Annotated in this window: 13 protein-coding genes; 4 read left to right on the top strand and 9 right to left on the bottom strand. The window is 63.6% G+C overall.

The annotated features are described in order from the left end of the window. Position 1 precedes the first annotated feature (1 nt). On the bottom strand, positions 2–991 hold the full coding sequence (locus VA599_RS15135) for a serine/threonine protein kinase (RefSeq protein WP_346789327.1): 990 nt from the start codon (positions 989–991) through the stop codon (positions 2–4). Between the two features lie 105 nt (positions 992–1096). On the opposite strand from VA599_RS15135, the gene VA599_RS15130 reads away from it, so the two are divergent. The 3 genes from VA599_RS15130 (at position 1097) to VA599_RS15120 (ending at position 2866) form a co-directional block, all read left to right on the top strand. Continuing rightward, positions 1097–1351, top strand: a complete 255-nt coding sequence (locus VA599_RS15130) for a hypothetical protein (RefSeq protein ID WP_166441003.1) — start codon at positions 1097–1099, stop codon at positions 1349–1351. A gap of 190 nt (positions 1352–1541) precedes the next feature. Continuing rightward, complete coding sequence (locus tag VA599_RS15125) at positions 1542–2480, top strand: cation diffusion facilitator family transporter (RefSeq protein WP_104946222.1); 939 nt, start codon at positions 1542–1544, stop codon at positions 2478–2480. A 104-nt stretch (positions 2481–2584) separates the two neighbouring features. Beyond that, positions 2585–2866, top strand: coding sequence for a hypothetical protein (locus VA599_RS15120; protein WP_021475488.1), 282 nt, complete (start codon positions 2585–2587; stop codon positions 2864–2866). 333 nt (positions 2867–3199) lie between these two features. On the opposite strand, the gene VA599_RS15115 is transcribed toward VA599_RS15120, so the two are convergent. The 5 genes from VA599_RS15115 to flgA form a co-directional block, all read right to left on the bottom strand. Further along, positions 3200–4549, bottom strand: a complete 1350-nt coding sequence (locus VA599_RS15115; protein ID WP_021475489.1) for a DEAD/DEAH box helicase — start codon at positions 4547–4549, stop codon at positions 3200–3202. Between the two features lie 179 nt (positions 4550–4728). Then, positions 4729–5649 (bottom strand): CobD/CbiB family protein, encoded by a 921-nt coding sequence (locus VA599_RS15110; protein WP_021475490.1) that lies wholly within the window; start codon positions 5647–5649, stop codon positions 4729–4731. 143 nt (positions 5650–5792) lie between these two features. Further along, positions 5793–6257: a flagella synthesis protein FlgN gene (locus tag VA599_RS15105; protein WP_021475491.1), complete on the bottom strand. Its 465-nt coding sequence runs from the start codon at positions 6255–6257 to the stop codon at positions 5793–5795. Between the two features lie 34 nt (positions 6258–6291). Further along, positions 6292–6591, bottom strand: coding sequence for a flagellar biosynthesis anti-sigma factor FlgM (gene flgM / locus VA599_RS15100; RefSeq protein WP_021475492.1), 300 nt, complete (start codon positions 6589–6591; stop codon positions 6292–6294). A gap of 89 nt (positions 6592–6680) precedes the next feature. Then, entirely contained in the window at positions 6681–7358 is a 678-nt protein-coding gene (gene flgA / locus VA599_RS15095) for a flagellar basal body P-ring formation chaperone FlgA (RefSeq protein WP_021475493.1), read from the bottom strand. Positions 7359–7495: 137 nt separating this feature from the next. Here flgA and VA599_RS15090 point away from each other — a divergent pair, with 137 nt between their 5' ends. Continuing rightward, positions 7496–9622 (top strand): autotransporter outer membrane beta-barrel domain-containing protein, encoded by a 2127-nt coding sequence (locus VA599_RS15090; RefSeq protein WP_346789322.1) that lies wholly within the window; start codon positions 7496–7498, stop codon positions 9620–9622. Between the two features lie 67 nt (positions 9623–9689). Here the strand turns inward: VA599_RS15090 and thrC are convergent, their stop codons facing one another. From thrC to VA599_RS15075, 3 genes are read right to left on the bottom strand one after another with little or no spacing between them, the layout of a single operon-like run. Then, complete coding sequence (gene thrC / locus VA599_RS15085) at positions 9690–11099, bottom strand: threonine synthase (protein WP_346789320.1); 1410 nt, start codon at positions 11097–11099, stop codon at positions 9690–9692. Beyond that, positions 11099–11431 (bottom strand): hypothetical protein, encoded by a 333-nt coding sequence (locus tag VA599_RS15080; protein WP_346789318.1) that lies wholly within the window; start codon positions 11429–11431, stop codon positions 11099–11101. Before VA599_RS15080 ends, thrC begins: the two co-directional genes overlap by 1 nt. Then, positions 11424–12734: a homoserine dehydrogenase gene (locus tag VA599_RS15075; protein WP_104946218.1), complete on the bottom strand. Its 1311-nt coding sequence runs from the start codon at positions 12732–12734 to the stop codon at positions 11424–11426. Before VA599_RS15075 ends, VA599_RS15080 begins: the two co-directional genes overlap by 8 nt. Positions 12735–12787 lie beyond the last annotated feature (53 nt).

The following is a 12787-nucleotide window of genomic DNA, read 5'->3' as shown; positions in this document are numbered from 1 at the left end:
CTCAGCACGACCACAGCGGCGGCTCGTCCATCAGCGCGATCTGCTCGCGCAAGGACAAGATCTGCTCCTCCCAGTAACGCTGCGCGCCAAACCAGGGGAAGGCCGCGGGAAAGGCCGGATCATGCCAGCGCCGCGCCAGCCAGGCGCTGTAATGCATCAGCCGCAAGGTGCGCAGCCCCTCCAGCAGATTGAGCTCGCGCAGGTCGAACTCGCAGAAGTCCTCGTAGCCGGCCAGCACCTCGCCCAGCTGGCGCGACTGTTCGGCCCGGTCTCCGGACAGCAGCATCCACAGGTCCTGCACCGCCGGGCCGGTGCGGCTGTCGTCGAAGTCGACGAAATGCGGCCCCGCGTCGGTCCACAGCAGATTGCCGACATGGCAATCGCCATGCAGCCTGAGCTGCGCCACCGCGCCGGCCCGCTCGAAGCAGCGCGCCACGCCCTGCAGCGCCTGCTCCGCCACGCCGCGGTAAACCTCCTCCAGCTCCGGCGGCAACAAGCGGCCGTTCAGCAGGAAATCCACCGGCTCGCGGCCGAAGCTCTGGATATCCAGCGTCGGACGGTGGCGATAGGCCTCGGTCCGGCCCACCGCGTGGATGCGGCCCAGAAAACGCCCGACCCATTGCAGCGTCTCGTCCCGGTCCAGCTCCGGCACCCGGCCGCCGCGCCGGGCGAACAGGGCGAAACGGAAGCCGCCATGGCTATGCAAGGTGCGGCCGTCGAACACCAGCGGCGGCACCGCCGGAATCTCGCGTTCGGCCAACTGCAGGGAAAACGCATGCTCTTCCAGAATGGCCTCGTCGCTCCAGCGCTCCGGACGATAAAACTTGGCCACCAGCGGCGCTTCGTCGTCCAGGCCCACTTGGTAGACGCGGTTTTCATAGCTGTTGAGCGCCAGCAGGCTGCCGCTGGCGCGCAGGCCCAAGCTTTCCACGGCGTCGAGAATGGCATCCGGCGCCAGGCCGGCGAATGGGGGAGTGTGTGCGTTGTCCATCCGCGGATTATAGCGGCAGTCGCCCCCGCGACACGGGGTTTCAACGGCGCGCCGGGTCCGGATCTGCTAATTTCAAAGAGAGAGCTCCAGGCCCGGTTCCACGCCATGAAATTGTTTTTTCCTTCCCGCGGTTTCCATCCGGACAGCGCCATGCTGCGGCATGGCCTCGAACGCTGGGCCGACATCACCCTTCAGGGCTGGCTATTGTTGTTCGACCGCGCCGCCAGGCGGCGGGCATGGCCGCTCGCCCGCCGCCACGCCCCGTGGCAGCTGCTCGAATGGCTGGCCTGCTGGCTCAGCGGCACGCTGGTGCTGCTGTCGCTGGCCTATCTGCTCTACCTGGCTTCGCGGCGTTTTTAGAAACGTAATCAACGCCGCCCCCGGCCATTCCCCGCTCATCAGCCGGCCTCATGAGGTTTGACCATATTTATTTAATGGTCTCTGCGGCTCATTATCGTTTTCATTATCATTTACTTTATAAATCAAAATTTAATGACCGATAGAGGAAATAATTATAAAATACCAAGATGATCAGCCGATGCGAATCACCATGAGCCAAACCCACACTTTTGCCCGCGACGAAGCCGACAACGCCGAACGCCGACAAGCCGCTCGCCGCAGCACGCTGGTCAGCGTCGCCGTCAACATCGTGCTGTCCACGCTGCAGATCGTGGCCGGCGCGTGGTCGCATTCCTCGGCGCTGATCGCCGACGGCGTGCACTCCTTGTCCGACCTGTTCGCCGACTTCGTGGTCCTGCTGGCCGGCCGGCACAGCGGCAAGGAGCCGGACGACGATCACCATTACGGCCATCAGCGCTACGAAAACGCCGCATCGCTGGTTCTCGGGCTGCTGCTGCTGGCGGTCGGCGGCGGCATGCTGTACTCGGCGGCAGCCAAGTTCCTGCATCCTGAAGACATTCCTTCGGTGCACTCGCTGGCATTGTGGATCGCCGCGCTGGCGCTGCTGGCCAAGGAGACGCTGTTCCGCTACATGCTGGCGGTGGCGCAGCGCGTGCGCTCCAGCATGCTGGTGGCCAACGCCTGGCACGCGCGCTCCGACGCGGCCTCTTCGCTGGTGGTCGCCGCCGGCGTGGCCGGCAATCTGATGGGCTACCCGATACTGGACCCGGTGGCGGCCCTGGTGGTCGGCCTGCTGGTGGGCAAAATGGGTTGGAACTTCGCCTGGGACGCGCTGCACGATCTGATGGACCGCGCCGCCAGCGAGGAAGACATAGCAGCCATACGCGACACCTTGCTGGACACGCCCGGCATTGTCGGCATCCACGACCTGCGCACCCGCAAGATGGGCGACCTGATCCTGGTGGACGTGCACCTGGAGGTGGATGGCCGCATCAATGTCTACCAGGCCCATGAAATCACCGAGCGCGCCCGCGGCCGTGTGCTGAATGAGCTGCCGGTTCTGGATGTGATGACCCACATCGATCCGGCCGGGCTGGAAGAACCTCGCGGCTTGGGCCGCATGGCCTGATCCACGGCCTCAGGCGACGCCCAGGCCGCAAACTATTCCATTTTCATTTCCATCCATATAATCTGTCAGGCAACTTTACCCTGGATGGACGGTCTATCCCCACCATGACCACACCTGTTTTCCATGCCTGGCGCCGCGGCGTGCCCACGCTGCTGATGCTGAGCCTGCTCTGGCAATTCGAGACCTACGCCGTCAACCACGCGCCAACCCAGTCGGCAGAGCCGATGATTGCCACCACCTGGAGCGAATCCTGGCCGGCTGACACGCCCTTCCTGCTGGTGCAGGAAGTGCGCGATCAATTCCGCCACGCCGATGCCAAACGCGACGCCGGCACGCCGGTGCGCGACATCGCCACGCTGCCCTTGCGCCCCGGCGACAACGCCTGAGCCGCAAGCCTGAAAATCAAAACGCCGGCAGCGCTTCCGCAGCCGGCGTTTTTCGCGCCTCATGTCAAAGCGGCGCCGATTGGCGGCGCCATGGATTGCAGATGGGGCAATTGGGATCGTTGCAATGGATGGCGGCCTCATGCACCAGCGCCCGCAGCCGGCACAGCCGCGGCCAGCAGCATCCCGGCTGCGCGGCAGGCGTAACCCACCCTCCGCTCATCGTCATCGACTCCCTTGCCGCCGGATTCAGCATCCGTTCTCCAGCGTGCCGTCGTTTCCGCGAAATCGCCGTCAAAACAAAACCCCGCCGAAGCGGGGTTTTATCAACAGCCATTAACGGATGATTTCGACTTTGTAGCGCGGCGGCAGCAGCAAGGCCGGCACCTCGCGCTTTTCCTTGCGGTTGCGGCGCCCCGGGCGGGCTTGCTTCAGTCCTTCGCCCTTGCCTGCCGACAACACCGGCGCCGGCGACAGATCGCGCGACGATTCACGCATCGGTTCGCGCATCGGCGTCAGCATCGGCTTCGACCGCTGCTGACCGGACAATCCGAGACCATCCACGCTCTGCGGCGTCAAGGTCTGCTTGGTCAGTTTCTCGATCGCCTCATGCTGGCGCGTCTCCTCCGGCCCCATCAGCGAAATCGCCACGCCCTTGGCGCCGGCGCGGCCGGTGCGGCCGATACGGTGCACGTAGTCCTCCGGCGAATTGGGCATCTCGAAGTTAACCACATAAGGCAGCTCGGAAATGTCCAGGCCGCGCGCGGCGACGTCGGTGGCTACCAGCACGCGCAGCTTGCCTTCCTTGAAGGCGGCCAGCGTCTCCAGGCGCGTGCCTTGGGTCTTGTCGCCATGGATGGCTTCAGCATCCAGACCATCGCGCTTCAGATCGCGCGCCAGCTGGTCCGCGCTGATCTTGGTCTTGCAGAACACGATCACCTGGCTCATCTCGCGCGAGCGGATCAAGTGGGCCAGCACCTGGCGCTTCTTGAAGTTGTCCACCTTGAACACCAATTGCTCGACCTGCTCGTTGGTGGCGTTCTGGCGCGCGACTTCCACAGTCTGCGGCGTATGCATGAAATCGGCGGCCAGGCGCTTGATTTCCGGCGCGAAGGTCGCGGAGAACAGCAGCGTCTGGCGCTCCTTCGGCAACATGCCCATGATCTTGCGGATATCCTGGATGAAGCCCATGTCCAGCATGCGGTCGGCTTCGTCCAGCACCAGCACTTCCACCTTGTTCAGCTGCACGGTCTTCTGCTGGATGTGGTCCAGCAGGCGGCCCGGCGTCGCGATCAGGACTTCCACGCCGCGGCGCAGTTCCTGGGTCTGCGGGTCCATATTGACGCCGCCGTAAACGGTGGTGGCGCGCAACGGCAGATATTTGGTGTAGCTCTGCACATTGACGCCGATCTGATCGGCCAACTCGCGGGTCGGCGACAGCACCAGCGCGCGGATTGGATGCATCGCCGGCGACACGCTGGTATTGGCGAACTTCTTCAGCCTCTCCAGGATCGGCAACATGAAGGCTGCGGTCTTGCCGGTGCCGGTCTGGGCAGCGGCCAGCAGATCGCGGCCAGACAGCACCAGGGGAATCGCCTTCTCCTGGATCGGCGTCGGCTGGCTATAGCCCTGCTCGTCAATGGCACGCAGGATTTCCGGCGACAAGCCGAGTTCGGAAAACAACATTCAACACACTCCTGCAATACGTAAGGGCACGTTGCGCCTTTCGCGCCAACGCGCCCCGATGTTCATCAATAACAGCTGCCAGACTCATCAGACATCGCTCGGTTTCGGGCGCTTGCCATGCTGGCCGCTCTAAACCGGCGGCAGACAGAAACACGCCGCCCGCAGGCGGCGACTCCAGATCAACCCATATGGCTGACCACGCTGATCAGTAGCGTCACGGCCAGCCACAGCAAGGCGGAACGCCACACCAAGCCAACCGCGCTTTTCAAGAAGCTGGGATCGGCTTCATCGCCCAAACCGAGTTCCGGCCGGTATTTCACCGAATAATCCTGGCGCAGCGGGTCCCCCAGCTTGACGCCCAGCGCGCCGGCGGCGGACGCCAGCAGAATGCCGTTGGCGTAGTTGCCCCACGTCCGCGCCTGAGAACGCCAGCAATAAATCGCATCCTCGAAATCGCCCATGATAGCGAACGAAACCGCGGTCAGGCGCACCGGAATCCAATCCAGCCAGGCCGCGAAGCGGGCGGCGAACAGGCCGAACGGATCTTCGTCGGCATTCCGGCTGCCCCACTTCTGATTCAGCATAGAACACAAGCGGTACAACAAGGCGCCGGACGGTCCCGGCAGCACCACGAACCAGAACATCGTGCCGAACACGTGGCGATAGCTGTCGACTACCCCCTGCTCTATCGCCAGACGGGAAATCTCCTCCACCGACAACTCAGCGGTCGGCAGTCCGGTCCAATTGGCCAGCGCCACCCGGGCGTCGTATTCGCGCCCTTCGGCCAACGCTTGGGAAATCTCGGAAAAGGCGCTGGAGAAATGGCGAAAGCCCATAGTCAGGTACAACACCAGCACATTGAAGGCCAGTGCCAGAACGGGGCTCATCGCCTTCAGCGAATAGAACAGCAACAGGCTCAACAGCAGCGCCGGCACGATGGCGGCAAGCCACGCCAGCACGCCATGGCGCTCGGCGCCGGCATTCAGGTTGCGCTCGAGATGGTTGGCGTAGCGGGTGAACAGCAGCCACACTCGGTTGCGATTGCCTAGCGGACGCAATTGCTCCAAAGCCAGGGCAAGAATCAGTGAAATCAGGGTCATGGATTCTGGTTAGCGGTTTTCACGGGACCGCTGGGGAAGATACCATAAAGGCAGGGGCGCGCCCACCCGAGATATCGCGGCCGCGCCAGAAACAACAAGGGGCGCTTCGCGCGCCCCGTGCAAATCATTCCGGCAAAAACGGCTCAGGCGGACCCCAGCAAACGGCGTCCGGTCACCAGTTCCGGCGTCTGGCCGTCTCGGCCATAGCCCAGCGTCGCGGCGGCGGCGCTGCGCAGCACATCCAGCGATCCCTCCACCAGCGCCAGGCGCTCGCTGACGAAAACGGCATTCAGCTGGTTGATGCTCTGCGCGCGGTTCACCGCATCCTCCAGCCGGGTCCACTCGACGCACGCCTCAGGCTTGTCCGCCAGCCAGATGTACAGCGTATCCTTGTCCTGCACGCCCAGCGACTCCATCAGCCGCCCTCGTTGCGACGACTGCACGGCAAGCAGATCGAGCACCTCGCTCTTGCGGTCCGCCAACCCTTCCAACGGCAGGCTCTCGCCCTGGATCAGCAGCGCTTGCTCCTGCTCCAGCAAGTCGACCAGCCGGTCGACGATTTCGGTCTCGTCCCGGCAATAATTGACGAACTGCTCGACGGCTGACATATCGCTTCTTCCGTTATCCGTCCCGGCCTAGGCCTCAACCATTCAACAGCTCGCGGGCAGAGGAAATCAAGCCATCCGCGATCTTGTCGGCATTGATGTTGAAACTGCCGTTGGCGATCGCAGACTTGATCTGATCCACCTTGGCCGCGTCAAACGACGGCTGCTGGGTGCTGGGATCGTTGCCGATGGCGCTCAGCTTGCTCGCCAGCGAATCGATCTTCACGCTGTCGTCGCCAGCGCTCGCGCTGCTGCTGGAACTGGAGGAAGCACGGGGCGACGGCTTGCTCTGGGTGCTGTAAGTGCCCGACAGCTTGCCCGAATTGTCGATCTTCATGGCCTGACCTTCCCGTAGCTAAACTCAACTGATCCTATTATCGACCGAAAAAACAATCTCTTGAACTATTTTCTGCGAGATTTCCCAGTCTAGAAAACCACGGCCACGCTGCCGTCCGCCTGGACCGCGCCCCGAACCACCCGTCCGGTGCTCAGCCGCACGCTGATCTGCTCGCCCTGGGCCGCGTTGGCCAGCGCCGTGCCTTCGGCTTCGGCGCTGAAGCCATCGCCCTGCGCCAGGACCTTCACCCTTTGGTTGCTGCGCACCAGATACGGCGCGCGCACCATGAAGTTGCGCAGCCAAACGCCGGCTGGCGCGCCGGTCCGCAGCACCTGCCCCACCGCCTGGCTGGCGTCGGTCAGCACATTGCTGGCCAAGGCGGGATTGCTGATGTCCACCACCCGCACATCGTCGCCGCTGATGGTCTCGCCAGCCGTCATCGCGCGGTTCAGCACCACGCCCAGCCGCTTCTCATTGATCCTCACCGGAATGCGGAAGGACCAGCCCAGCTCCTGGCAGGACACCGCCACGAAAGTGGATCCGGTGGTCACGCCCGGCGTCGCCCAATCCGCTTTCGGCGCCTTGCAAGCCGGCACCGCCAACCGTCGGTCCAGTTGCCCCAGCGTCCATGTGGCGGCCCGCATTTCCAGCTCGCGCTTCAGAAACAGATTCGCCAGACGCTCCAGCTGCGCCAAATCCTGCGTTCCGCCACCCCAGGCGAGGCCAGCGGCAAGCAGCCAGCACAGGCCGATGATTAGTCTTCGCATGCCTGCATTTTAACCGATGCTCCCTCCTGGCGCGACGGCGATTGACAAACGGTCGTCATATTCGAATAATCGTTTGATTAGAGCTTAGACTCTTGACACTAATAACAGCAGACAACACCCCGAACGAAAAGAGGAACATGATGCGCAACCGCTTGACCACACTCGCCCTAGCTACCGCGATGGCTCTGCCCGCAGCCGCCCATGCTTACAGCAATATTTACTTCTTCGGCGACAGCCTGTCCGACGTCGGCGCTTTTGGCGGACAATCCGGTCTGCCGGCCGGCGCACGCTGGACTACTGGTTATGGTCCGAATTGGACCAATATATTGACTGGTCATTATGGCCTGAGCTCTGTCGCCAACAATCCTCTCAATAGCAGCACCAGCCGCAGCGGCAACAACTACGCCCAAGGTGGCGCAGTTGCACAAACCTACCAATCGATCACCCAATTTCCCGGCACTTCCGGTAGCAGTGGCTCAGTCGAACAATATGGACCAGGCGGCTCGCTGGCCATCCAAGAGCTGCCACAACAAGTGCAATACTATTTAAGTCAAACCGGAGGAAAAGCAGATCCGAATGCTGTTTACTCTGTATGGATCGGAGGGAACGATGTCATCGCAGCAGTCGGAACCGCATCAGGCACATCCGGCACGCAGCTGATCGGGACATCCGCGCAATACGCGGCAGCACAGGTCCAAGCATTACAGCAAGCGGGTGCCAAGACCATCATAGTACCGAATCTGCCCAATATGGCCGCGGCCCCACTCGCCGTTTATATGTCTTTGGTCGCAGTGCAACAACAGATAAACAAGCTGGCAGGTGTAACAGTCGTCACAGACACCCAAGTTAATACGGCTTGGGGAGTAGCATGGAGCGTTCTTGGCAGCCAAGGCTCCTCTTCGGCCACGTCTGCCGCGCTGGTCCAAGCCGCGCTAACTGCGGCAAACACCTCACTGACTGCGCAGAACGCCGCGGTCCCCTCTGGAAGCGTCGTCACTGCATACAATGGCGATGGAACAGCAACAAACCCCGGAATTTCCCCTAGCCTGCAACAACTATCAGCTGGCTACAATCAGCTGCTGGATATGAGCCTGCAAAGCTCTGGACTGCAACACAATATTGTTCGTCCAAACATCGCGACTCTATTCCAAGAAATTCTTGCCAATCCGACTCGATACGGCTTCACAAGCGTCATTGGATCTGATTGCTACACTAGCGCCATCCAATGCACTAGCTCACTATCTAGCCAAAACAATGTATTCAGCGACCAGCTGCACCCGACTCCTGCCGCCAACAAGATCATCGGCGACTACGTCTACGGCCTGCTGCAGGCCCCCTACTTCGCCGCCGCCATCCCGGAATCATCGCTGAACAACGCCCGCCAGCTGGGCGGCGCGCTGGATGCCCGCTACCAGGCCATCCGATCGCAGAAGCGCGCGGTCGGCACGGTCAGCGCCTTCGCGGACGGCGCCTTCAGCGCCGACAAGGCCAGCTACGGCGGCCTGTCGGCCAAGCCCAAGGGCCAGCTTTACACGGTGGGTCTGGACTTCCAGGCCACCCCGGCGCTGAGCGTCGGCCTGGCGATGTCCCGCCAGCAGGGCAAGACCGATGTCGACAGCGTCGGCACGCCGGGCAGCATCAACGACCGCACCACGCTGATGAGCGGCTTCGCCAGCTACAACCAGAACAAGTTCTGGGTGGACGGCGACCTGCACCTCGGCTCCGGCGATCTCGACACCTACCGCAACGTGACTCTGGGGCCGACAACGGTGGGCATCGACGGCAAGACCCGCGCCACCCAGTTCGGCCTGCGCGCCGCCGGCGGCTACCGGATGCAGTACCGCGGCGTCACCACCGGGCCGGTGGTCGGCCTGGATTACGCCTACGCCAAGATCGCCGGCTTCGCCGAGCAGGGCGGCAACAGCAGCAGCATGAACTTCTCCAGCCAGAACGTCAGCTCGCTGGTGGGCCGCGTCGGCTGGCAGCTGGACGCAGACATCGGCAGGTTCAGCCCCTACGCCAAGGTCAGCCTCGCCCACGAGTTCAAGCAGGGCGACCGCAACGTGACCGCCGGCCTCGCCACTACCGTCGGAGACTGGACCACCAATCTGGGCAAGCCGGACGCCAACTGGGTGGAATGGACCGCCGGCGTCAGCGCCAACTTCAACAAGACCGTCACTGCCTTCGGCCAGCTGACCGCCACCAGCGGCAAGAATGGCAGCAACCAAACCGGCGGCAACATCGGCGTCGCCATGTCGTTCTGATCATTTCCTCCAAAACGAAACAGGCTCCCGAGGGAGCCTGTTTTTTTGCCTGAGCGCCGGGCTTGGATCAGCCCAACGTCTTCTCGATCAGTGCCTTCACCTGGCTAGCGTCCGCCGGCAGCGTCACCACCCGTTGCGGCAGCGACTCCAGCGCCTCGAAACCGGCAGGGCGCGGCGGATCACGGTCCAGCGCCTCGCGTATGGTCTCGGCGAACTTGGCCGGCAACGCGGTTTCCAGGCAGACCACGTTCTCGCCGCCGCGGCGCAGCTCGCGCGCCACCTTGATGCCGTCGGCGGTGTGGGTGTCCACCACCACGCCGTCCTCGGCGTCCACCTGGCGGATGGTGGCGATGCGGTCGGCGTGCGCGCTCTTGCTGGAGACGAAGCCGAACGCGCCGCGCACGCGCCCCATGGTTTCCGCATCCAGCTGGAAGCCGCCGCCGGCGTCCACCTCGGCCCACAATTGCTTCACTTTCGCCCCGTCGCGGCCGACCAGGTCGAACACGAAGCGCTCGAAGTTGGACGCCTTGGAAATATCCATCGACGGGCTGGAGGTGACATAGGTGCGCTCGCTGCCGCGCGGCGCGTAGCGGCCGCTCTTGAAGAACTCGTCCAGCACGTCGTTCTCGTTGGTGCCGACGATCAGGCGCTCCACCGGCAAGCCCATGCTGCGCGCCACGTGGCCGGCGCAAACGTTGCCGAAGTTGCCGGACGGCACGCAGAAGCTGACTTTCTCGTCGTTGCTGGCGGTCGCGCGGAAATAGCCGTTGAAGTAATACACCACCTGGGCGACGACCCGGGCCCAGTTGATCGAGTTGACGGTGCCGATCTTGTGCTTCGCCTTGAAGGCGTGGTCGTTCTGCACCGCCTTCACGATGTCCTGGCAGTCGTCGAACATGCCCTGGATGGCGATGTTGTGGATGTTCTGGTCCTGCAGGCTGTACATCTGCGCGCGCTGGAAGGCGCTCATCTTGCCGTCCGGACTCAGCATGAACACCTGGATGCCGCGCTTGCCGCGCATCGCGTATTCGGCGGCGGAGCCCGTGTCGCCGGAGGTGGCGCCCAGGATGTTCAGCGTCTCGCCGCGCTGGTCCAGCACATACTCGAACAGCTGGCCGAGGAACTGCATCGCCATGTCCTTGAACGCCAGCGTCGGGCCATTGGACAGCTCCAGGATCGCCAGGCCGTCATGCAGGCGCTTGATCGGCGTGATGGCCTCGCTGCCGAACGTTTCCGCGCGATAGGCGCGCGAGACGATGCCTTTCAGGTCGTCCGGCGGGATGTCGTCGGCGAACAGGCGGATGATCTCGAACGCCAGTTCGGCGTAGCCCAGGCCGCGCCAGGCATCCAGCGTGGCGCGGTCGATTTGCGGATAGCGCTCCGGCAGCAGCAGGCCGCCGTCCGGCGCCAGGCCCATCAGCACGGTTTCGCAGAACGGCAGCGGCGCCATGCCGCCGCGGGTACTGATATATCGCATCAACGTTGTTCCAGGTATTGGCCGCAGGCGGCGGAGGCTTCCTTCAGCCTCTGCTTGCCGCGCGGATCGTCCTTCTTGATCTGGCCGGTGACCACTCCCATCACTTCTTCCTCGGAGAAGGTGCCGGCCAGCTTCTCGCTCGCGCACTGGCAGTAGCGCTGCACCTGCTCGTTGCCGGGCTGGCCAACGCCGTCGGACGCCGGCGTGCGCTTGACGCAGCTTCGCATCAAAAAACCCTGCAGCAACTGGTGCTGGCCAGAGCTGAGCGGCGTGGCCGCGGCGATGCCGGAAAACAACGCCGCGCACAGGCCGGCTTGCAAGAACTTAGTCATTCAACTCTTCCATTCGCAAACGCACCACCTGGCCGGCGACGCTGTCCAGCGCCTCGATATCGGCGATGGCGCGGTCGATCGCCTTCTCCTGCACCCGATGGGTCAGGATCACCACTTCGGCGGTGCCGTCGGACACCGAGCCCTTCTGGATCAGCGCCTCGATCGAAATGCCGTTCTCGGCCAGCAGGCGGGTGATGTTGGCCAGCACGCCGGCGCGGTCTATCGCCCCTATCCGCAAATAATAGGAACTGGTCACCTCGGCGATCGGCAGAATCGGCAGATCCTGCAGCTGGTCCGGTTGGAAGGCCAAATGCGGCACGCGGTGCTCCGGGTCCGAGGTCAGCAAGCGGGTGACGTCGACGATGTCGGCCACCACCGCGGACGCGGTCGGCAGCGCGCCGGCGCCGGCGCCGTAGTACAGCGTCGGGCCCAGCGCGTCGCCCTTGACCAGCACCGCGTTCATCACGCCGTTGACGTTGGCGATCAGCCGGCCTTCCGGAATCAGCGTCGGATGCACGCGCAGCTCCACGCCCTGGTCGGTGCGGCGGGTCAGGCCCAGCAGCTTGACGCGGTAGCCCAGCTCCTCGGCGTAGCGGATGTCGCGGCCGTCCAGCTTGCTGATGCCTTCCAGATAGCACTGGTCGAACTGCATCGGGATGCCGAAGGCAAGCGCCGCCATGATGGTCAGTTTGTGGCCGGCATCGTGGCCTTCGATGTCGAAGGTCGGGTCGGCCTCGGCGTAGCCCAGCTTCTGCGCCTCGGCCAACACGTCGGCGAAGCTCGCGCCCTTATCGCGCATCTCGGTCAGGATGAAGTTGGAGGTGCCGTTGATGATGCCGGCAATCCATTCGATGCGGTTGGCCGCCAGGCCTTCGCGCAGGGTCTTGATGATGGGGATGCCGCCGGCCACCGCCGCTTCGAACGCCACCATCACGCCTTTTTCCTGCGCGCGGGCGAAGATCTCAGTGCCGTGCAGCGCCAGCAGCTTCTTGTTGGCGGTGACCACGTGCTTGCCGTTTGCGATGGCCTTGAGCACCAGTTCCTTGGCGATGGCGTCGCCGCCGATCAGTTCGACCACGATGTCGACTTCGGGGTTGTCGACGACCTGGTGCACGTCGTCCACCACAGACACCTCCGGCCCCAGCGCGGCGCGCGCCTTGGCCGCGTCGCGGCTGGCGGCCACCAGCAGGCGGATCTCGCGGCCGGCGCGGCGGGTGATCTCGCCGGCGTTCCGTTTCAGCACGGTGGCGGTGCCGCCGCCTACGGTGCCCACGCCCAGCAGGCCGATATTGATCGGTTTCATGCACATCTCCATTCAGTCCCTGGTTTTATTCCGGCCGAAGGCCGTCTGGACAG

The sequence above is a fragment of the Chromobacterium indicum genome (assembly GCF_039708975.1).
Taxonomy (GTDB): Bacteria; Pseudomonadota; Gammaproteobacteria; order Burkholderiales; family Chromobacteriaceae; genus Chromobacterium; species Chromobacterium piscinae.
The sequence above is the reverse complement of the archived record's forward strand: the minus strand, read 5'-3'. Positions and strand labels throughout refer to the sequence as shown.